20 protein-coding genes are annotated in these 19,319 nt (G+C 63.5%); 11 read left to right on the top strand and 9 right to left on the bottom strand.

The window, feature by feature from the left end:
- Positions 1-34: 34 nt before the first annotated feature.
- From AC1RDJ_RS21075 to AC1RDJ_RS21050, 6 genes are all read left to right on the top strand, one after another.
- Positions 35-3,676, top strand: coding sequence for an EAL domain-containing protein (locus AC1RDJ_RS21075; protein ID WP_289889180.1), 3,642 nt, complete (start codon positions 35-37; stop codon positions 3,674-3,676).
- Positions 3,677-3,809: 133 nt separating this feature from the next.
- Positions 3,810-4,487: a phasin family protein gene (locus AC1RDJ_RS21070; protein ID WP_493028588.1), complete on the top strand. Its 678-nt coding sequence runs from the start codon at positions 3,810-3,812 to the stop codon at positions 4,485-4,487.
- A 141-nt stretch (positions 4,488-4,628) separates the two neighbouring features.
- Entirely contained in the window at positions 4,629-5,300 is a 672-nt protein-coding gene (locus tag AC1RDJ_RS21065; RefSeq protein WP_071324565.1) for a TetR/AcrR family transcriptional regulator, read from the top strand.
- Positions 5,301-5,366: 66 nt separating this feature from the next.
- Positions 5,367-6,140, top strand: coding sequence for a hypothetical protein (locus tag AC1RDJ_RS21060; RefSeq protein WP_493028587.1), 774 nt, complete (start codon positions 5,367-5,369; stop codon positions 6,138-6,140).
- Between the two features lie 12 nt (positions 6,141-6,152).
- Positions 6,153-6,698: an LOG family protein gene (locus tag AC1RDJ_RS21055; protein WP_289889358.1), complete on the top strand. Its 546-nt coding sequence runs from the start codon at positions 6,153-6,155 to the stop codon at positions 6,696-6,698.
- Positions 6,699-7,066: 368 nt separating this feature from the next.
- Positions 7,067-7,663, top strand: coding sequence for a PEP-CTERM sorting domain-containing protein (locus AC1RDJ_RS21050; protein WP_071324563.1), 597 nt, complete (start codon positions 7,067-7,069; stop codon positions 7,661-7,663).
- A gap of 91 nt (positions 7,664-7,754) precedes the next feature.
- On the opposite strand, the gene AC1RDJ_RS21045 is transcribed toward AC1RDJ_RS21050, so the two are convergent.
- From AC1RDJ_RS21045 to AC1RDJ_RS21035, 3 genes are all read right to left on the bottom strand, one after another.
- Positions 7,755-8,267 (bottom strand): YgjP-like metallopeptidase domain-containing protein, encoded by a 513-nt coding sequence (locus AC1RDJ_RS21045; RefSeq protein WP_071324562.1) that lies wholly within the window; start codon positions 8,265-8,267, stop codon positions 7,755-7,757.
- A gap of 505 nt (positions 8,268-8,772) precedes the next feature.
- Positions 8,773-9,168 (bottom strand): KGG domain-containing protein, encoded by a 396-nt coding sequence (locus AC1RDJ_RS21040; protein ID WP_071324561.1) that lies wholly within the window; start codon positions 9,166-9,168, stop codon positions 8,773-8,775.
- Between the two features lie 35 nt (positions 9,169-9,203).
- On the bottom strand, positions 9,204-9,713 hold the full coding sequence (locus AC1RDJ_RS21035; protein WP_493028586.1) for a phasin family protein: 510 nt from the start codon (positions 9,711-9,713) through the stop codon (positions 9,204-9,206).
- A gap of 345 nt (positions 9,714-10,058) precedes the next feature.
- Between AC1RDJ_RS21035 and purU the strand changes: the two genes are divergently transcribed.
- Positions 10,059-10,940, top strand: a complete 882-nt coding sequence (gene purU / locus AC1RDJ_RS21030) for a formyltetrahydrofolate deformylase (RefSeq protein WP_071324559.1) — start codon at positions 10,059-10,061, stop codon at positions 10,938-10,940.
- Positions 10,941-10,990: 50 nt separating this feature from the next.
- Positions 10,991-11,533 carry a YaeQ family protein gene (locus tag AC1RDJ_RS21025; protein ID WP_071324558.1) on the top strand — a complete coding sequence of 181 codons (543 nt, stop codon included), beginning with the start codon at positions 10,991-10,993 and terminating at the stop codon, positions 11,531-11,533.
- Between the two features lie 60 nt (positions 11,534-11,593).
- Here the strand turns inward: AC1RDJ_RS21025 and AC1RDJ_RS21020 are convergent, their stop codons facing one another.
- Positions 11,594-12,379: a head GIN domain-containing protein gene (locus tag AC1RDJ_RS21020; RefSeq protein WP_493028585.1), complete on the bottom strand. Its 786-nt coding sequence runs from the start codon at positions 12,377-12,379 to the stop codon at positions 11,594-11,596.
- A 188-nt stretch (positions 12,380-12,567) separates the two neighbouring features.
- Here AC1RDJ_RS21020 and AC1RDJ_RS21015 point away from each other — a divergent pair, with 188 nt between their 5' ends.
- Positions 12,568-13,203: a class I SAM-dependent rRNA methyltransferase gene (locus tag AC1RDJ_RS21015; RefSeq protein WP_492963316.1), complete on the top strand. Its 636-nt coding sequence runs from the start codon at positions 12,568-12,570 to the stop codon at positions 13,201-13,203.
- Positions 13,204-13,252: 49 nt separating this feature from the next.
- On the opposite strand, the gene AC1RDJ_RS21010 is transcribed toward AC1RDJ_RS21015, so the two are convergent.
- Both AC1RDJ_RS21010 and AC1RDJ_RS21005 read right to left on the bottom strand, forming a co-directional pair.
- Positions 13,253-14,527 (bottom strand): c-type cytochrome, encoded by a 1,275-nt coding sequence (locus AC1RDJ_RS21010; protein WP_493028584.1) that lies wholly within the window; start codon positions 14,525-14,527, stop codon positions 13,253-13,255.
- Positions 14,524-15,258, bottom strand: coding sequence for a c-type cytochrome (locus AC1RDJ_RS21005; RefSeq protein WP_232250935.1), 735 nt, complete (start codon positions 15,256-15,258; stop codon positions 14,524-14,526). Before AC1RDJ_RS21005 ends, AC1RDJ_RS21010 begins: the two co-directional genes overlap by 4 nt.
- A gap of 153 nt (positions 15,259-15,411) precedes the next feature.
- Between AC1RDJ_RS21005 and AC1RDJ_RS21000 the strand changes: the two genes are divergently transcribed.
- Together AC1RDJ_RS21000 and AC1RDJ_RS20995 are read left to right on the top strand one after the other, a co-directional pair.
- Positions 15,412-16,833, top strand: coding sequence for an aminotransferase-like domain-containing protein (locus AC1RDJ_RS21000; RefSeq protein ID WP_493028583.1), 1,422 nt, complete (start codon positions 15,412-15,414; stop codon positions 16,831-16,833).
- A gap of 87 nt (positions 16,834-16,920) precedes the next feature.
- The gene (locus tag AC1RDJ_RS20995) at positions 16,921-17,268 is read left to right on the top strand and encodes a DUF4870 domain-containing protein (RefSeq protein WP_493028582.1); all 348 of its coding nucleotides are present in this window, start codon (positions 16,921-16,923) and stop codon (positions 17,266-17,268) included.
- A gap of 22 nt (positions 17,269-17,290) precedes the next feature.
- Here the strand turns inward: AC1RDJ_RS20995 and AC1RDJ_RS20990 are convergent, their stop codons facing one another.
- Genes AC1RDJ_RS20990 through AC1RDJ_RS20980 form a run of 3 tightly spaced genes read right to left on the bottom strand, consistent with a single transcriptional unit; the run spans position 17,291 to position 18,912 of the window.
- A complete protein-coding gene (locus AC1RDJ_RS20990) occupies positions 17,291-17,719 on the bottom strand; it encodes an SMI1/KNR4 family protein (protein WP_493028581.1) in 429 nt (142 codons plus the stop codon).
- 35 nt (positions 17,720-17,754) lie between these two features.
- Positions 17,755-18,402 (bottom strand): 3'-5' exonuclease, encoded by a 648-nt coding sequence (locus AC1RDJ_RS20985; protein ID WP_493028580.1) that lies wholly within the window; start codon positions 18,400-18,402, stop codon positions 17,755-17,757.
- 9 nt (positions 18,403-18,411) lie between these two features.
- Positions 18,412-18,912 carry a ProQ/FINO family protein gene (locus AC1RDJ_RS20980; RefSeq protein WP_071326597.1) on the bottom strand — a complete coding sequence of 167 codons (501 nt, stop codon included), beginning with the start codon at positions 18,910-18,912 and terminating at the stop codon, positions 18,412-18,414.
- Between the last annotated feature and the right edge of the window lie 407 nt (positions 18,913-19,319).

Here is a 19,319-nt window from a genome sequence, read left to right as displayed (position 1 = left end):
AATGGATCAACGCAGTTTTTATGGGGGGTGCTAATTGTCCGCACGTATCCTGATCATCGAAGATAACGCCACCAATATGGAATTGATGGTGTACCTGCTGCGCGCCTTCGGGTACACGCCGCTGGCCGCCTATGACGGCGAAGAGGGCGTGCGCATGGCGCGCAGCGAGTTGCCGGATTTGATCATCTGCGACGTGCATTTGCCCAAGCTCGACGGCTATGGCGTGGTGGCCGAGCTGAAGAAAGACCCGCTGCTGCGCAAGATTCCGGCCCTGGCCGTGACGGCGCTGGCCATGGTGGGCGACCGCGAGCGCCTGCTCGAAGCCGGTTTCAATGGCTATATCGGCAAACCGATCGAGCCCGACCTGTTCGTTGCGGAACTCGAATCTTTTTTACCCGGGGCGCCGTCGACGCCAGTTAAAAACGACATTGCCACTATCCTGATCGTTGACGATCATGTGCTGAACCGCGAGTTCCTCACCGCGCTGCTGGGCTATGGCGGCCACCGCCTGCTGGAAGCGGGGAATGGCACGGAAGGCCTGGAAATCATGCGTACCGAGCGGCCGGACCTGATCATTTCCGACATCCTCATGCCGAACATGGACGGCTACGAATTCGTCACGCGCGTGCATGAAGATCCGGCGCTGGCCGACGTGCCCATCATCTTTTATACGGCCACCTACCGCGAACAGGAAGCGATACTGCTGGCGCAGGCGTGCGGCGTGCGCTGGGTGCTGCCCAAGCCGTCCGATCCCGATGTCATCGTGCGCACCGTGAACGAGGCGCTGGGACTGGTCGCTCCGGCCGCGACCGCGCCGCCCGCCGCCGATGCCGGCCAGCTGGCCCGCGCGCCGGCCGCCGCGGGCAAGCTGGCCGGCATCGACAACCAGGTCAGCGGCTACCTCGACGAGCTGGAATCGAGCAGCCAGCAGATTTCGCAGCTGGCCAGCCAGGGCGAAGGCCAGGCGGCCATGCCGGAAGACCTGGCCATCATGACGGAGCGCCTGTCGCGCTCGCTGGCCAGCCTGCAAGCCGTGAGCCTGCGCCTGACGGCGCTGATCGAGCTGGGCATCGAACTGGGCGCCGAGCGCGATCCGCGCGCGCTGATCGAAGCGGGCTGCAAGGTGGCGCAGAATATCTGCGTCTCGAAATACGCGTGCATCGGCGTGCTGGAGCCGGGCGCCGAGAAGCTCAGCTATTTTTCCTCGTGCGGCACGGAGAAAAACCTCGAGCGCATCGCCAGCGCGCCGCGCACGGGCATCCTGAACCGCTTGCTGGAGCAGCGCCAGCCCTACCGGGTGAATGGCTTGAAAGGCGATCCCACGGCGCTGGGCCTGCCCGACACGCACCCGCCCGTGCACTCGTTCCTGGGCGTGGCCATCGCCTCGCGCGAGCGCAGCCACGGCTGGCTGTACCTGGTCGACAAGCTGGGCGCGAATGAATTTTCCGAAGTCGACGAGCGCGTCGCCGCCACGGTGGCGGCGCAGATCGCCGTCGCCTACGACAACCTGCTGCTGTATGACGAAATCAAGCGTCACCATGAACAGCTGACCCTGGACATGGCGGCGCGCATCCGCCTCGATGAAGACCTGCGCCGCTTCCGCCTGGCGATGGATGCCACGGCGGACGCGATTTTCCTCGTCGACCGCGCCGGCATGTGCTTTGTCGACGTCAACCAGACGGCGTGCCGCATGCTCGGCTTCGAGCGCGAGGATTTCCTGCGCGTGGGACCGGGCCGCGCACACGAGGGAGAGGCGCAGCTGGAAGAACTGTACAACAAGCTGCTGGCGGGCGACCAGGGCGGCCCCATGACGGAGCTGCAGCTGCAGCGCAAGGATGGCTCGCCGCTGTCGGTGGAAGTGCAGCGGCGCACCCTGCGCTCGGGCCAGAGCTGGATCCTGGTGGCCGTGGCGCGCGACATCACCGAGCGCAAGGACGCCGAACAGCGCCTGATGAAGCTGGCCCATTTCGATACCCTGACGGGCTTGCCGAACCGCAGCCAGTTCTACGCCTCGCTCACGCATTCGCTGGTGCAGGCGGCCGAACACCAGTGGGCCGTGGCCGTGCTGTTCATGGACGTGGACCGCTTCAAGAATGTGAACGACACCCTCGGCCACACCATCGGCGACGACCTGCTGCGCCAGTTTTCCAGCCGCCTGGTCGATTGCCTGCGCGTGCGCGACACCATCGGGCGCTTCGGCGGCGATGAATTTGCCGCCATCCTGGTGCTGCCCGAAGGCGCCCAGCACTCCGTGGGCGTGGTCGACAAGATCCGCGAAGCGATGCGCAAGCCCTTCGACTTGCAGGGCCACGAGGTGACGGTCACGGTCAGCATCGGCATTTCCGTGTATCCCGACGATGGCGTCGACGCCGACACCCTGATCCAGTATGCCGACACGGCCATGTACCGCGCCAAGGAAGCGGGGCGCGATGCCTTCCGCTTCTTCACGGCGGAGATGAATGCGCAGTCGATGGCCCGCCTGGACATGGAAAACGCCCTGCGGCGCGCCATCGACAACGAGGAATTCGTGCTCTTCTTCCAGCCCAAGGTGCATATCATTTCGGGCCGCATCAGCGGCGCCGAGGCGCTGATACGCTGGCGCCGGCCGGGCCACGGCATGGTCTCGCCGGCCCTGTTCATCCCCCTGCTGGAAGAGACGGGCCTCATCGTGCGGGTCGGCAACTGGGTGCTCGACGAGGCATGCAAGAAGATCAGCGAGTGGGGCGCCAGCAGCATCGGCCCCGTGCACCTGTCGGTGAACGTGTCGGGCATCCAGTTCTTCGTCGGCGGGCTGGAGGAAGAGGTGCTCAAGGCGATCCGCAAGCACGACATCGCGCCCGACCTGCTGGAACTGGAGCTGACGGAAAGCTCGCTGATGTCGAATGCCGAGGAAACCATCGCCGTGCTGCGCAACCTCAAGGCGCTGGGCATCCAGATTTCCATCGACGATTTCGGCACCGGCTATTCCAGCCTGGCCTACCTGAAGCGTTTCCCCATCGACAAGCTGAAGATCGACATCGCCTTCGTGCGCGAAGTGACGAGCAACCCGGACGACGCGGCCATCGTGCTGGCCATCATCAGCATGGCGCACAGCATGAAGCTGCAGGTGATCGCCGAAGGCGTGGAAAGCGATGCGCAGCTGGCCTACCTGCGCCGCCACGGCTGCGACGAGATGCAGGGCTATTATTTCAGCCGCCCCGTGCCGCAGGAAGAATTCGAACAGATGCTGATGGGCGGCAAGCTGCTGCAGGCGCCGCAGGACGCCGGCAGCGAAGAGCAGCAAACCCTGCTGATCGTCGACGACGATGTCTTCATGCTCGATGTGCTCAGCGACTTCCTGGCGCAGGACGGCTACCGCATCCTGACGGCGCAGACGGCGGCCGAGGGCTTCGACATCCTGGCGCGCCACAAGGTGCAGGTGATCCTGTGCGACCAGTGCATGCCGCTCATGAGCGGCACCGAATTCATGGAGCGCGTCAAGCACCTGTGCCCCGACACCTTCCGCATCATGCTGTCGGCGTTTGCCGACCTCACTCCCATCATGGCGGCCATCAACCGCGGCGCCGTCGACCGCTTCTACACCAAGCCGTGGAAGGGCGCCGTCCTGCGCGAGAATATCCGCGAAGGCTTCCGCCTGCATGGCTTGCTGCACGGCTCCGTGAAAGCGGCCGCCTGAGGCAGGGCACCGGCGTGCGCTGGCGCACGTTTAGAAGCGCATCTCTATCGAATTAGACTCCCGTCTCTAGTTTTGCTCACTAGAATAAAAAGCATCGATGAAGTGGCATGGTCTTTTATGACGGGAGCTGACGATGGTGAAGAAATTGAAGGAGCTGGCGGAAGACAAGGAGCTGGCAAGCGCCGTGCGCTCGTCCGCGCAGCAGATCTGGCAAGCCGGCCTCGGCGCCTTCGCCAAGGCGCAGGAAGAGGGCGGCCGCGTCTTTTCCAAGCTGGTCCAGGAAGGCACGCAATTCCAGAAACGGGCCGAAGACAAGGTTTCCGGCGTCAGCGACAGCGTGAGCAGGCTGGCCGATGGCGTGGGCAAGCAGGCCAGCGGTTCCTGGGACAAGCTCGAGCAGGTGTTCGAGGAGCGCGTCGCGCGCGCCCTGGCGACCATCGGCGTGCCCATGCAGCATGACATCGCCGCGCTGCATGCGAAGATCGATGCCCTGAGCCAGCAGGTGCTGGCGCTGTCCGGCAAGGCGCCACCAGCGGCGAAGGCGGCGGCCAGGTCCGCGTCCAAGGCCGCGCCGAAGGCGAAGGCCGTGGCGAAGCCGGCCGTGAAAGTGGTATCCAGGCCGGCCGCCAAGCTGGTCGCCCAACCGGTCGTGAAGGCGGCGCCCAAGGCCGTGGCGACGGCGGCCGCCGTCAAGGCGCCGGCGAAACCGGCGGCCAGGGCGGCAGCGAAACCCGCCGCCAAGCCTGTGGTCAAGGCCGCGGCGGGTGCCGCTGCCAGACCGGCGGCGAAGAAAAAGGCGCCGCCGGCCTGAGCGTGCGCCGTATCCCGTCCAGCCTGCTCGCGCAGGCTTTTTTTTTGTCGCTCCGTTTACACCGGCGCCGTCGGGCCGAGTGTTTCATTCTGGCTATCTTAGGTGGTATGCTTGAGGCAGAACACAGAGAGATTGCCCGCCATGCTACAAAAAGCACCACGTCGTACCCGCGAACGCATCCTGGAGTTGTCGCTGCGCCTGTTCAACGAGTTTGGTGAGCCGAATATCACGACCACCGTGATCGCGGAAGAGATGAATATTTCGCCGGGAAACCTGTACTACCACTTTCGCAACAAGGACGATATCGTCAACTCGATCTTCGTCCAGTTCGAGGCGGAGATCGAACGCATCCTGACCGTGCCCGACGGGCGCCGCTCGAATATCGAGGACGTCTGGCTGTACCTGCACCTGATGTTCGAGCTGATCTGGCGCTACCGCTTCTTCTACCGCGACCTCAACGATTTGCTGTCGCGTAACCGCAAGCTGGAACTGCATTTCAAGCTGATCCTGGCGCACAAGATCAAGGTGGCCACGCAGCTGTGCGAAGACTTGCGCAGCGAACAGTCGCTCGAGGCGTCGGACATGGAAATCGGCGCGATGGCGACGAATATGGTGGTCGTCGCCACCTACTGGCTATCGTACGAATACGTGCGCAACCCGCGCAAGTACAGCGAGCAGCAATCGATGTCCGATGCGCTGGCGCGCGGCTGCTACCAGGTGCTGTCGCTGATCGGGCCGTACCTGCGCAATGAAACGCATCTGTTGTTTCGAAAGTTGTCGGAAGAGTATGTGACCAAACTTAAAAACGACTGACGGGGGTTGCCGGCGCGCCAGCGTTGCCGGTAGCGCGGTCCGGACGTTATTCACGGGAGACATGGTATGGCCTGGAAACAATTCCCTTATCCTGACGCAGCCTATGTGTACACGGAACACAGCCTGGAAGCGGCCTGGCCGCGCCTGCATGCGGGCGATGTCGAGCCGTTTCCCCGGCACGCCGGCTTGCTGCAGGCCTGGCTGGCCTTCCATGCGGGCGACTTCGAAAAGGCCGCGAGGCTGGGCCTGGCCATCGGCGTGCCCGGCTATGCGGTGGCGCACAAGGCCACCTGCATCTACGCCACGCATCTGGAGTTGAGCGACAGCCACAAGCTGGACTTGTACGAGGAGGTGGCGGAACGGTGCGAGCGCCAGCAAAGCGAGCAGCCCGACAATCCGGCCGGCTATTACTGGCATGCCTACAGCCTGGGCCGCTATGCGCTGGGCACCTCCGTCGTCAAGGCCCTGGCGCAGGGCATGGGCGCGCGCGTGCGCAACAGCCTGGACCGCACGATGACCCTGGCGCCCATGCATGCCGAAGCGCATATCGCGTTTGGGATTTATCATACGGAAATTATCGACAAGGTCGGCGCCATGATCGGCAGCCTGACGTACGGCGCCAACAAGGACGACGGCTACCAGCATTTCAAGACGGCGCTGGCGCTGACGCCCCATTCGGCGCTGGCCCACAGCGAGTATGCGCGCGCCTTGAATATGCTCGATGGAAAGAAAAAGCTGGCGGAAGCGCTGGCCCTGTATGAACTGGCGGCCGACTGCGTGGCGGTCGACGCCAAGGAGCGCCTCGAAGTCGAGGCTGCGATTGATGAACTGAAAGAGTAAGGGAATGCTGTGATCAAGGCTTTATGTGTCTACTGTGGCGCCAATGCGGGCGTGACCCCGGACTATGCGATAGCGGCGCGCGAACTGGCACGCGTGCTGGTGGCGGAAAATATTTCACTCGTGTATGGCGGCGGCAATGTCGGCCTGATGGGCGTCATCGCCGATGAGGTGTTGCGTCTGGGCGGCGAGGTGACGGGCGTGATCCCGACCCAGCTGGTCGAGCGCGAAGTGGGCCACACGGGCTTGACGCGCCAGTTCATCGTGAAAGACATGCATGAACGCAAGGCCATGATGGCCAGCCTGGCCGACGCCTTCATCGCCATGCCTGGCGGCTACGGTACGCTGGAAGAGCTGTTCGAGATGCTGACCTGGGCCCAGCTGGGCCTGCACGCCAAGCCGATCGGCCTGCTCAATGTCGACCGGTTCTACGATGGCTTGATCGCCTTCGTGCAGAACGGCAAGGAGCAGGGCTTCATCCGCCCGCACCATGCGGCCTTCCTGAACAGCGATGCCGATCCGGCCGCGCTGGTGCAGCGGCTGAAGGAGTGCGCGCCGTAAGCTTGCGGGCTGGCCGTGCGGGTGCCGTCGGGTGCCCGGCGCCGCGCCGTCGCTGGCTGTTTTTCCTACAATGTGACAAGGGCCATGCACTGCGCAGTGCATGGCTTTTTTATTTCCGCACGGGAAAATTGATCGGGCTCAATGAATTAATTAATAAAAATATGTCCATAATATTTCTCTGGTGGCATGTTTTTTTGAAAATGAAGATGCTTTTTAAGCATGAGTGTGGTCTACTGGTATTGTTCAAAAGTTAGGAATATCGGACACCGACGAGCGTTGTACAGACTCCCAAAAAAAGGTGCCGATCCGTTTCAAGTTGCCACAGCCACGCTACTTCATCATCTCGAAAGGATGCTATTTTGAAACCCATGACCCTCTTGCGCGCGACCGCTGTCGCCGCCATTCTCGCCGCCGCCGGCGGTGCCCAGGCACAAACGACCACCATCGGCTTCGATTCGCTGGAACATCCTGGCATCTTCGGTTCCGTCTTCAACTCCTACTCCGAAGGCGGCTACAATTTCGACAGCAGCTTCCTGGGTCTGTTGAGCTCGGCGCACCAGAGCAGCTTCGCCTATGCCGGTTCGGCCGGCCTCGGTGCGACGGCCCTGTCGACGACGACGTTGAGCCGCGCCGACGGCGCCGCCTTCTCGCTGAGCTCGATCAGCCTGGCCGACTTCGTCAGCTTGCCCGGTTCCTTTGACGTGACCTTTGTCGGCCATCAAGTGGGCGGCGGCACGGTGACCCAGACGTTCAGCCTCGATGGCAGCCACAGCTTCAGCGACTATTCGTTCACCGGTTTCAACAATCTGCTGTCGGCAACGTGGCGCGAAGGCGCCTTGCACACCTTCCAGGTCGACAATATCACGGCCACCGTGAGCCCCGTGCCGGAACCGGCAACCTACGGCATGCTGCTGGGCGGCCTGGGCGTGCTGGCTTTCCTGCGCCGCCGCAAGAACGCTGCCTGAGCTTGAGCGCCGTGCCGGCCAGGCCAGCACAGCAATTAAAAAGCCGCCCGTTTGACCGGGCGGCTTTTTTTATGCGGACAGGCGCCGGCCATCATGACCACAGGCGCTGGCCGGACAGGTCGAGCTGGGTCAGGTACAGCCGCACATCGAATTCGTACTGGTGGTATTGCGGCTCCATATACGTGCACAGCTTGTAGAAAGCCTTGTCATGCTGTTTTTCCTTCACATGCGCCAGCTCGTGCACGGCGATCATGCGCAGGAATTCCAGCGGCACTTCCTTGAACATGGTGGCCACGCGGATTTCGTGCTTGGCCTTGAGCTTGCCGCCCTGCACGCGTGAAATGGACGTATGCAAGCCCAGCGCATGCTGGATCACATGGATCTTGCTGTCGAACGCCACTTTGTTGATGGGTTCGGCGTTGCGCAGGAATTCATTTTTCAAATCCTGCACGTACTGGTACAGCGCCTTGTCGTTGCGCACGTCATGCGCGCTCGGATAGCGTTTCAGCAGCACTTCGCCCAGCTTGTCTTGTGCGATCAGCTGTTGCACTTGCGATAGCGTCTGCTCGGAATAGGCGCTCAGGTATTTCAGGGATGGCTGCATGCGGGGAAGGGCGGGTCGGTCGGTCGAGGCGAGAATGTACCACAGCGTGGCGCCCTGCGCTGGGCCTGGCTACTGCCAGGCACGCTCCTGTCCATCCGGCTCCCATCGGGCCGGGCTCTTGGTCGAGCTCATCCGTATCAGTCTTCCTTCGCCGCAGCTATCTCCAACCTTGCTGAAATATAACTCTACCTGGATGCAACCTTATCCGCAGAATGTCACCCCCGCCAGGCGTGCCACTGTGGCACCGTCATGCTCCTTCCTCATTCATGTTTCCCCGTCATGTCAAGGAAATCACGCTACTCCGTCGTGTCAAGGAACGTCCAGACGTTCCCGGCATCCCGTCAAGGCTTACCCGTGGGCATCCCGGCCTTCCTGGGCGCACGGCGGCGCGCGGCGACGCTGACACACCATTGCGCGCCGCCGCCATTCCCGCTCCCGTACCTGCGTACGGCACGGCCCGTATTACCGAGCCGTGCGGCAAGGACGCCTCAAGCCTCGGGGCAACTCAGCCCTTGTCGTCCTCGTCCTTGCTGCCGGGCCTGCCCGCCCGGGATGGCTGCTCGGCGCTACCGCCGCGTGCCGCCGTGCCGCCGCGGCTTTCATTGGCGCGCTGGGCCGATTGCCGGCTCTCGCCGCCTTTGCGGCCGATTTCCGCCATGTGTTCGCGGTTGCGGCTGACGGCTTCGCCGCCTTTTTGCCCGGCCCGCCGCGCTTCTTCCGAATCGAACTCATGAGCGGTGCCTTTCTGGTGCGCCGCCTGGCCGCCCTTGCTGGCGATTTCGCGCTGCTGCTCTTCATTCATGGCGGCAAAGCCACGCTTGCTCGTGCCTTTGCCGGATTCGCCCGCCTTCTGGCTGCTGCCAGCCCCCTTGCCTTGTTCATTACCTTGATTGCTAGCCATGTTGCTCTCCTTGCTATCGAGTGGAAATCAGGTAGTCAATGTGCCTGGTCGGATTGCCTGCTGGTGTCGCGGCTGTGGCCAGCGCCGTCGCGATGACCGCTGACCTGCATTTTTTCGATCAATTCGCGCTGGCGCTGCGTGGCTTTCTCCGTTTCTTCGGCCGTCTTGCGCACCAGTTCATCGGCGAAGGCCACGGCCGTGCGGCTGGCCTCGGGTATGTGGGTTTCCGCCGTGCGGTTCATCTCGACATTGGCGTTGGCGACGAGATTGCCCAATTGCTGCTGGTACTGGCGCAGCTTGTCGCTGCCCAGTTGCAGCCGGGAAACCACCGACATGAACTCGCCAGTGTCGCGTGCGCACAGCAGCTGCTGGCTGGCATGGCTCCATTCCTGGAGCAGGTCATGTGCCAGCCGCAGATTGAGCTCGCTCATTTTCTGCGTCGTGTCGAACAGCTTGCGCGACAGTTCGGTGGCGAAGTTGAGCTGAGCTTCCAGGTGGGACTTCAGGGCGGGGCTGAGACTGGGAGTGATACTGTCTGTGAACATGTTCTACCTCAATGAAAATCTGGTCCGAGAAACACCCGGTGCACCGGATGCGACGTATGCTGCAACAAGCAAAGGGATAGACGCCGGACGGCGCGCCAGGTTCCACGCCAGATGCCGGTTTATGGGGGGGATGGTCGCTGGCAGGTAGAAAAATGCGGGGACTTTGCGCTAGATCAAATGGCGGTGAAATGGCACGCCTGCCGGGCGCTCCCATGCCGGCTGCGCGGAAAATGCCGGTTTATAAGCCCAGCCGTGCGACAATAGCCGGCTCGCGGCAGCGCAGCCGATGGCCGGCGCGCGTGGCTGAGCCGAGCATTGCCCTACTTTTTGCCTACTTTCGCGACCATGACGCATCCCGAATACATCCTGACCCTGTCCTGCCTGGACCAGCGCGGCATCGTGCACCGCGTGTCCGGCTTCCTTGCCGAACACGGCTGCAACATCCTCGATTCCGCCCAGTTCGGCGACCAGGAGTCCCAGCTGTTCTTCATGCGCGTGCATTTCGCGCTGGAAGACGGCGCCGTCAGCGACGCCCAGCTGCGCGCCGACTTTGCCGCCCTGTCGCAAACCATGCAGCTCAACGGTCAATTCCACGGTCAGTTGCACGATGCGCGCGTCAAGCCGCGCGTCATGCTGATGGTGTCGAAGATCGGCCATTGCCTGAACGATTTGCTGTTCCGCTACAAGAGCGGCTTGCTGAACGTGGAAATCCCCGCCATCGTCTCGAACCACATGGAGTTCTACCAGCTGGCGGCCAGCTACAATATTCCGTTCCACCACCTGCCGCTGGCGACCGGCGCGCCGGAGGCGGCCAAGCTGGCGCAGGAAGCGAAGATCATCGAGCTGATGGAGACCCACCGCATCGACCTGGTGGTGCTGGCGCGCTACATGCAGATCCTGTCGCCGGGCCTGTGCCAGGCGCTCGACGGGCGCGCCATCAATATCCACCATTCCTTCCTGCCCAGCTTCAAGGGCGCCAAGCCGTATGCGCAGGCGCATCACCGCGGCGTCAAGCTGATCGGCGCGACGGCGCACTTCGTCACGGGCGATCTGGACGAAGGCCCGATCATCGAGCAGGATGTCGAACGCGTCGACCACGCGATGGATGCCGACACGCTGACGGCCATCGGCCGCGACGTCGAATGCGTGGTGCTGGCGCGCGCCGTGAAATGGTTCGTCGAGCACCGCATCCTGAAAAATGGCGACAAGACGGTCGTCTTCCGCTAAATTGGCGGGCAGCATTTACTTACCTTATTGATTACCGAGACAGAAACACGATGGCCCTTAAAGCAACAATCTTCAAAGCCGATCTGCAGATCGCCGACATGGACCGCAATTACTACCAGGATCACGCGCTGACCCTGGCGCGCCACCCGTCCGAGACGGACGAACGCATGATGGTGCGCCTGCTGGCGTTCGCCATCCACGCCAACGAGGCGCTCACCTTCACCAAGGGCCTGTTCGACACGGAAGAGCCGGACCTGTGGCAGAAGGACTTGACGGGCGCCATCCAGCTGTGGATCGAAGTGGGCCAGCCCGACGAAAAGCGCATCCTGAAGGCGTGCGGACGTTCCGAGCAAGTGATCGTCTACAGCTATGGCTCCACCAGCCACATCTGGTGGAAGCAGATCGCCAATAAACTGGAACGGGCGAAGAACTTGACCGTGATCAACCTGCCATCCGAGGCGGCGCAAGACATGAGCAAGCTGGCGCAGCGCACCATGCAGCTGCAATGCACGATCCAGGATGGCCAGATCTGGCTGACCGATAGCGTCAATACGGTGCAGATCGACCGCGAACCGGTGAAGCCGGCGCGCTGATGTTCGGTCGTTACCCATGAAAAAGCCCGGAGCGTTCCGGGCTTTTGTCGTTGATCATGCTCAGTTCGGGCTGCTGCCCAGGCGCTTGATGCTGCTCGAACGCTGCATGCTGCGGCTGATGCGCGGGTCGCCGTAGTAGCTGACTTCGCCCGAACCGCCGATGCTGATGGTCAAGTCATCCTTGGCCCACACTTCCGCCTCGCCCGAGCCGCCGATGCTCACCTGCACGTCGTTCGCGGCCAGGCGGCCCGCCTGGATATTGCCGGAGCCGCCGATCGATGCGGTCAGTTGCTCCGTCTTGCCGCTGGCCTTGAAGCTGCCGCTGCCGCCGATGGAAATGGAGGTCATGCGGCTGTCGAGGTCGCGCGCGTTGATGGAGCCGGAGCCGCCCACGTCGAAGCGCAGTTTTTCGGCGCGCAAGCCCGTTGCCGTGATGTTGCCCGAACCGCCCACGCTGATGCGCTCCACCTGGCGCGCCTGGATGACGATGGTCAGGCTGCTCTGGCGGAAGTTGGCGTTGCGCTTGCCGGGACGGATGCGCAGGGTGCCGTTTTCCACGGCCGTGTCGATCAGCGGCAGGATATTGTCGTCGGCCTCGATGGTGACGCTGTCCGTGTTGCCGATACGCAATTCGACCGTGCCCGGCACATTCAGCGCCACGCCGTGGAAACTGCCCACTTCGCGCGTCTGCTTTTGCAGCTTGCCGCTGCCCTGGATGCTGTTGCCGGAGATCCAGTCCAGCGGCGACGCCAGCGCCGGCGCGGCGGGAACCGCCAGGGCGCAGGCGGCCAGCAGCAGGGCGCCTGCGGCGCGGCGATGGCGGGGTTGGAAAATTGCGTGTGTCATTCTTGCTCCCTGTTTAGAATTGGTATGCGTGCATGGTATGCCAGCGGGCCGCGTTTGCGTACCGCGCTGCGACAGACGGCAATGCTGGCGGCACAGAATGCAGGAGGATGCGACAGGATGGCATGAGGTATCATGCCGGTATTGGACATACGACGAACGGCACGCGCCGCTCACACTACTGGAATTACATGCTGATCATCACCATCAAACAGGGCAAGGAAAAGAGCTTGCTGGGCCAATCGTGGATCTACGCATCCGCGATTGAAAAAGTCGAAGGCAAGCCGCAGGAAAAAATGAAGCCCGGCTCGACGGCCATCGTGCAGAGCTCGTCGAAGCAGTTCATCGCCCGCGCCGCCTACAATTCGAAGTCGCAGATCCGCGCCCGCATCTGGAGTTTCAAGGAAGACGAGCCCGTCGACCACGCGCTGATCAAGCGCCGCGTCAAGGCCGCCATCGAGAAAAAGCTGCCAGCCATCAAGAAGGCGGGCGAGAACCAGCTGTTGACCCTGATCAAGGGAGAGGACGAGGGCTTGCCGGGCCTGGTGGTGCAGCTGTTCGGCGGCGCGCAAGGCTATCTGATCTGCGAATTCAACGCCGGCGGCGTCGACGCGTGGAAAGTGGCCATCGTGCAATCGCTGATGGCTTCCACGGGCTGCGCGAACGTGTACGAGCGCTGCGATGACCTGATGCGCAAGGGCGAAGGCTTGCCGCTGATCGACGGCGCGCTGGCCGGCGAGGAACCGCCCGACGAAGTCATGCTGACGGATAACGGCGTGCGCTATGCGCTGGACCTGAAGACGGGACACAAGAGCAAGTTCCGCTGAGAATGGCGGTAGACAAAAAAGCCGGCGCGAGCCGGCTTTTTGACGTCTGCTACTCGAGCGGCACGCTGCGGTATTTATTGACTTCCAGGGCCGACACCGCCGGCGCATCATTGCCCCACGAGGCGCGCAGGTAGGTGACCACGGCCGCCACCTCGCGGTCGTCCATCACGGGGCCGAACGGTGGCATGCCGTAGGGGCGCGGGTTGCCGGCTGTTCCGGGCGCGAAGCCGCCGTTGAGCACGAGGCGGATGGCGTTCACTGCCGAGACCGTCGTCAGCGCGCGGTTGCCGGCCAATGGCGGATAGCCGGGCGGCACGCCCTTGCCGTCGGCCTGGTGGCAGCTCGCGCATTGCGCCTCGTACAATTTCGCGCCCAGCGCCAGTTGCTGCCGACCTTGCTCGGACGCGTCGCGCGGCGTGCGCGGCGCCGGCCGGGCCGGGCCGGGCAGGCTTTTCAGGTACACGGCCATCGCCTGCACGTCGGCGCCGCTCATGTGCTGCAGGCTTTGCCGCACCACCTCGGCCATGGGGCCGAAGACGGTGGCGCGCGGCGAGACGCCCGTTTGCAGCAATTCCACGATATGCGCCGTGTCCCAGTCGCCCAGGCCCGCTTCCGCATCCGACGTCAGCGAAGGCGCATACCAGCCCAGCATGGGGATCAGGCCGCCCGACAGGCCGTCGTCGCTGCCGCCCAAGGTAGTGCGGCTGCTATGGCAGGCGCTGCAGTGGCCCAGGCCCTGCACCAGATAGGCGCCGCGGTTCCACTCCATGCTGTGCGTCGTGAGCGGCTGGTACACGCCCGGCTTGAAATACAGCGCGCGCCAGGCGGCCAGCGCGATCTGCTGGTTGTAGGGGAAGCGCAGTTCGTGCGGCAGGCTGGCCTGCCTGTGCGCCGGCACGCTCTGGAAATACGCGTACAAGGCGTCGCTGTCTTCGCGCTGCACCTTCGTGTAGTTGGTGTACGGAAAGGCCGGATACAGCAGACGGCCATCCTTCGATTTGCCGTTATGGATGGCGCGCCAGAAGTCGTCGGCCGTCCAGCTGCCGATGCCCGTTTCCCTGTCGGCCGTGATGTTGGGCGACATCACCTTGCCGAATGGCGTTTGCAAGGCGCGTCCGCCGGCGTACGGCACGCCGCCGCGCGTCGTGTGGCAAGCCATGCAGTCGCCCGCCTTGGCCAGGTAGGCGCCGCGCGCGACCAGCTGCTCTTTTCCCAATGTACTGGCGGCGGCCGGCGGCCCGACGTCGTCCGCGGGCCACAGCAGGAATCTGGCGCCGGCCGCGACGATGGCGACGCCGGCAATCGCGATCGGCCATTTCTTCATGGCGCCACCTGCGCGCCGGAGCCCGGCACGCCGCCGCAGTGCAGCGGCAGCGGCACGGCGATGTTTTCCGCGGGGCGGGCGTCGGCACTGGCCACTTGCGTGCCCAGCCAGGCCGAGACGGCGCCCACGTCCGCGTCCGACAGGCGTTCGGCGACTTGCGCCATGCAGTCGGGCGCGTGGGCGCGGCGCTTGCCGTTCTTCCACGCGCCGAACTGGGCGTTGATATAGTCGCGCGGCAAGCCCAGCAAGCCGGGGATGGCGGGCGCCACGCCGGCCAGCTTTTCGCCATGGCAGGCGATGCAGGCGGGAATCTTCTTGCCGCTGTCGCCTTGCAGCACCAGCTGGCGGCCCCGCGCCAGGGCGGCCGCACCGGCATTGCTGGGCTGGGCCGGCGGCGGGGCAGGGTGGTGTGCCGCAAAGTAGTCGGCGATTTCGCGCAAGTAGGCGTCCGGCAAGTGCTCCACCATATAGTTCATCATCGGATACTGGCGCCGTCCTTCGCGGAAATTGAGCAGCTGGTTGTACAGGTAGCCGGCCGGCTTGCCGGCGATGCGGGGAAAGAAGGCGTCGTGCTTTTCCTGTTGCGCATGGCAAGCCGTGCATGCCTTGATGCGCTGTTCCAGGCTGTCGTGGCTGGCGGAAATGGTGGCGGGCGCGGCCAGCGCCAGGGTGGGCAGCGCGATGGCCAAGGCCAGCATGCAGAGGGTGTGCCGTGGCAGGGAAAGTCGCATGGAAAGTGGCATGGGAAGATAAGCTGTCTCGTCGGTCGATGGCGCGTGCCGGTGTTGCTGCCCGGATGTTGTTACCCTAGCATATACTGGGCGCTGTGATTGGGACAGGATCAGTTTTGCAATAAAACTACGGATCAGTTTGAGGGAGCACGGTTGAAACGCTATGAAGAGTTGGCGGAGGAGGTCGCCGCCATGATCAGCACGCAGCTGTTGCTGCCTGGTGACAAGTTGCCATCCGTGCGCCAGCAACATGCGCGGCGCGGCGTCAGTCCGTCGACCGTGTTCCAGGCATATTATTTACTGGAAGCGCGCGGCATGATCGTCTCGCGACCCCGCTCCGGCTATTACGTGGCGCCGCAGCGCGCCGCGCTGGCGCCCGAGCCGGACAGTTCCCGTCCGCTCGACGCCAGCACCACGGTCGATGTCAGCGACCTCGTGTTTGAAGTGCTGGGCGCCGTCGGCGCGCGCGACATCGTGCCGTTCGGCTCGGCGTTTCCCAGCCCCGATTTGTTTCCAATGGAGAAGTTGGCGCGGGCCGTCTCGGCCAGCATGCGCCGCCTCGACCCGTGGAGCACGGTCACGGATTTATCGCTGGGCAATGCGGAACTGCGGCGCCAGATCGCGCTGCGCTACCAGCTCGACGGCGTGCTCGTTTCCAGCGACGATATCGTCATCACGAATGGCGCGCTGGAAGCGCTGAACCTGTGCCTGCAAGCCGTCACGCGGCCTGGCGACACGGTGTTGATCGAATCACCCAGCTTCTATGCCTGCCTGCAGGCGCTGGAGCGGCTGGAACTCAAGGCCGTCGAGATCGCCACCAGCCCGCGCGACGGCGTCGACCTGGCGGCGCTGGAAGAGTTGCTGCAGCGCCACCAGCCCAAGGCGTGCTGGCTGATGACGAATTTCCAGAATCCCCTCGGCAGTTTGATGCCGCCGGAAAAGAAGCGCGCACTGGTGGCGTTGCTGGCGCGCCACGGCGTGCCGCTGATCGAGGATGATGTGTATGGCGAGCTGTATTTCGGCAAGCAGCGTCCGGGCTTGACGAAAAGCTACGACAGCGCGGGCATGGTCATGCATTGCAGCTCGTTTTCCAAGACCCTGGCGCCCGGTTTCCGCCTGGGCTGGGCCGTGGCAGGACGCCATGCGCGCCGGGTCGAGCGATTGAAGCTGACCACCAGCCTGTCGGCGCCGATCCCGCTGCAGATGGCGCTGGCCGATTACCTGGCGCAGGGCGGCTACGACCGCCATTTGCGCCAGCTGCGCCTGACCCTGGCGGCGCAGCAAAACACCATGCTGCAAGCCATCGCCGTGCATTTTCCGCCGGGCACCCGCGTCACGCGCCCGCAGGGCGGCTATTTCGTCTGGGTCGAGATGCCGGCCAGCGTCGACGCGCTGGCCATGCACCGCAGCGCGCTGGCGGCCGGCATCAGCATCGCGCCCGGTCCCATCTTTTCCGCCACGCGCGCATTTCGCCACTGCATCCGCCTCAATTACGGCCACCCGTGGACGCCACGGCTGGAAGAGGCCATCGCCACCCTGGGACGGCTGGCGCGGGCGCAGCCTGGCGGGGAATAAAAAATCCCTTCCGTCAGCACGTGTTTCATTCCAAAAAGAAATATTACTGTTATATTGATGTATCTATAACTAATGATGGGAAAGATAATGGATAACTCGCAGCCGGAAGTGGGTCGTACGCAGGATACGACGATCGCCATCCTGTCCCATATTGGCGGCCTGTTCACCAGCTGGGTGGCGCCGCTGATCATTTACCTGATCAAGAAGGACGATGCGGACAAGTTCTCGGCCGAGAATGCCAAGGAAGCGCTGAATTTCCAGATCACCCTGATCCTCTGGTACATCCTGTGCTTCATCCTGACCTTCGTCATCATCGGCATCTTCCTGTTCTGGCTGGTGGCGCTGGGCAATCTGGTGTTTTCCATCATTGCCGCCGTCAAGGCCAGCAACGGCATCGTCTACCGCTATCCGCTGACCTGGCGCCCGGTCAAGTAAAACCGTGCCGCGCCGCCCCGCTTCAGCCGGGGCGGCCGGGCAGCGCGAGGAATGCCGCGAAGTCGGGCGCCACCGTCGTGGCGGCGCCTGTCTCGTGCGACCACAGCACGACCACGGGTTCGCCTGCCGAACCCGTTTGCGCATAGTCAAAGCAATAGTAATCGCCGGTGCCGAACTGGGCGAAAGGTAGCAGGCTATCGGCATCGCTGGCATTCCCGCCCACCATCTCCAGCCATTCCCGCCAGTCCGCGCGGTAATGGCGCTCGATCGATTCCCACGTCTTGCGCGCATTGGCCGCGTCGTAGACGGGAAACACGCACAAGGCGCCCAGCGCGCGGCCATTGTTCGCCAGCAGCCATTGCACGTAGGATGCGGGCAGCGTCCGGCCCAGCGCCTCTTCGGCGGCGGCGATCGCTGCCGGGGTGGTGCCGATGGAGGTGTTTTTGCGCATGATACAGTGCGGCTGTAGCGGCCAGCGAGGCTGGCTCAGGCTGGCGCGGGCGGGGCGGATGGCGGCGTGCTGGCGCGCGCGGTTTTTTGCGGCGCGACCTTGCCGCCGTCGGCGATCCAGCGGCGGTACACGCGCAGCGCCACTTGCGCATCGTCGGCCGCGTACAGGATCTGCTTTTCCGTCAGGCGCGAGGTGGCCCAGTTGGTGGTGGAGATTTTTTTCGATTTCTGCAGGTGCAGGCCGAAGAACTTGGCCACGGCCGTCTTCGCGCCCAGGTCGTTGCGCTGGCCGCCGCGCAGGGCGACGGACAGGTCGAGCACTTGTGCCGGAGCAATGCCCAGCTTGGTGCGCAGGCGCTTGACGTCGTCGGACAGGCCGAAGCCCACCTTCAGGGTCGTGGTCGATTCGAGGATGGCTTTCAGTTCGGCCAGGGCTGGTGCCGGCGTGCTGCCCACCTGGAACAGGTAGGCGATGTCGTCGGTGGCCAGCTGGATCAGATGCGGCCCCGTGGACGACTCGCCCTTGACGAAGGTCGGCTTCGATTCCGTGTCGAAGCCGATGGCATCGGCTGCCAGCAGGGCGGCCATGGCCGCCTGTGCGTCATCGCTGGTGCGCACCAGCTTGACATGGTCGAGTTCGATTCCCTGGTAGGGCGGCAGTGGCGGCGCGGCGGCTGTGTCCATGAAACCGGATCAGCCTTTGCGCGAGAATTTCGCGGTCAGCTGATTCAGTTTTTCCAGGCGCAAACGGTTCGCCTCTTCGGCGGCGGCCGCGTCGCGCTCGGCTTTCTTGCGCTCGGCTTCCTTCTTGAAGCGCTGCTGCAACACTTGCGTGGCGTGGTCGCGGTGGGTTTGCGTCACTTCCGCGCCGGCGGTGCCGTCGAGGTCGTAGCGTACCTTGGCTTTTTCCATCACGCGCAGGTAGCGCAGCGAACCCGTGTGGATGCCCAGCGCCGTGCGCATCAGCTTGCGGTCCAGCTCCGGCAGGCGCGCCAGGATCTGCTTGTCGATACCGATCGACAAGGGCAGGCAATCGCGGAAAGGCGGGAATTGCTCCTGGAACTGCTTCAGCAGGGCGCGCGCGGTCAAACCGGCGGGCGCCGCAGTGGCCGTGGCGGCCGGTGCCGCCGCTGGGGCTGCATCGACTGGCGTGTCAGGAGTGGTGGCTTGCTGGTCTGGCGTGGAGCTGGTCATCGACATCATTGGTTGGGCTATAAAAGGGGAGCATAGCACGCGCCACAGGCAAGTGCATTGTCTTTTTTGGCAACTTGCCCCGCGATATGCATGGGCACGCCTGCTCGCACACAGCGCGAAAGACGGGAAATGTGTATAATGTCGGCTTGCGCTGATGACTGGACCCTGTTTTAACGGTCTGGCTCAGGTGTGCAGGGGATAGGAGCAGTGCGGTGCAGGGCCATCATTATTGATATTTTTGATATCGGATATTTCGCTTATCAATTATCCAGATAACTGGCCTTCGTGCATAATCTTGCTCTCCGCTGTGTCTTCACTGAACAACAATAGATTCAAGCCCGTTCTGGTACGGGCTTTTTTTCATTCCGCAATGTACATCGCTTATTTATCTGACCCGGCTTCGGCCC

The sequence above is a fragment of the Janthinobacterium sp. GW822-FHT07H10 genome (assembly GCF_058798675.1).
The sequence above is the reverse complement of the archived record's forward strand: the minus strand, read 5'-3'. Positions and strand labels throughout refer to the sequence as shown.

Excerpts from the sequence above, each read along its gene's own strand:
- AC1RDJ_RS21070 (WP_493028588.1), top strand. The coding sequence starts at position 3,810 with ATGGTGAAGAAATTGAAGGAGCTGGCGGAAGACAAGGAGCTGGCAAGC.
- AC1RDJ_RS21065 (WP_071324565.1), top strand. The coding sequence starts at position 4,629 with ATGCTACAAAAAGCACCACGTCGTACCCGCGAACGCATCCTGGAGTTG.
- AC1RDJ_RS21060 (WP_493028587.1), top strand. The coding sequence starts at position 5,367 with ATGGCCTGGAAACAATTCCCTTATCCTGACGCAGCCTATGTGTACACG.
- AC1RDJ_RS21050 (WP_071324563.1), top strand. The coding sequence starts at position 7,067 with ATGACCCTCTTGCGCGCGACCGCTGTCGCCGCCATTCTCGCCGCCGCC.
- AC1RDJ_RS21045 (WP_071324562.1), bottom strand. The coding sequence starts at position 8,267 with ATGCAGCCATCCCTGAAATACCTGAGCGCCTATTCCGAGCAGACGCTA.
- AC1RDJ_RS21040 (WP_071324561.1), bottom strand. The coding sequence starts at position 9,168 with ATGGCTAGCAATCAAGGTAATGAACAAGGCAAGGGGGCTGGCAGCAGC.
- AC1RDJ_RS21035 (WP_493028586.1), bottom strand. The coding sequence starts at position 9,713 with ATGTTCACAGACAGTATCACTCCCAGTCTCAGCCCCGCCCTGAAGTCC.
- purU (WP_071324559.1), top strand. The coding sequence starts at position 10,059 with ATGACGCATCCCGAATACATCCTGACCCTGTCCTGCCTGGACCAGCGC.
- AC1RDJ_RS21025 (WP_071324558.1), top strand. The coding sequence starts at position 10,991 with ATGGCCCTTAAAGCAACAATCTTCAAAGCCGATCTGCAGATCGCCGAC.
- AC1RDJ_RS21020 (WP_493028585.1), bottom strand. The coding sequence starts at position 12,379 with ATGACACACGCAATTTTCCAACCCCGCCATCGCCGCGCCGCAGGCGCC.
- AC1RDJ_RS21015 (WP_492963316.1), top strand. The coding sequence starts at position 12,568 with ATGCTGATCATCACCATCAAACAGGGCAAGGAAAAGAGCTTGCTGGGC.
- AC1RDJ_RS21010 (WP_493028584.1), bottom strand. The coding sequence starts at position 14,527 with ATGAAGAAATGGCCGATCGCGATTGCCGGCGTCGCCATCGTCGCGGCC.
- AC1RDJ_RS21005 (WP_232250935.1), bottom strand. The coding sequence starts at position 15,258 with ATGCGACTTTCCCTGCCACGGCACACCCTCTGCATGCTGGCCTTGGCC.
- AC1RDJ_RS20995 (WP_493028582.1), top strand. The coding sequence starts at position 16,921 with ATGGATAACTCGCAGCCGGAAGTGGGTCGTACGCAGGATACGACGATC.
- AC1RDJ_RS20990 (WP_493028581.1), bottom strand. The coding sequence starts at position 17,719 with ATGCGCAAAAACACCTCCATCGGCACCACCCCGGCAGCGATCGCCGCC.
- AC1RDJ_RS20985 (WP_493028580.1), bottom strand. The coding sequence starts at position 18,402 with ATGGACACAGCCGCCGCGCCGCCACTGCCGCCCTACCAGGGAATCGAA.
- AC1RDJ_RS20980 (WP_071326597.1), bottom strand. The coding sequence starts at position 18,912 with ATGACCAGCTCCACGCCAGACCAGCAAGCCACCACTCCTGACACGCCA.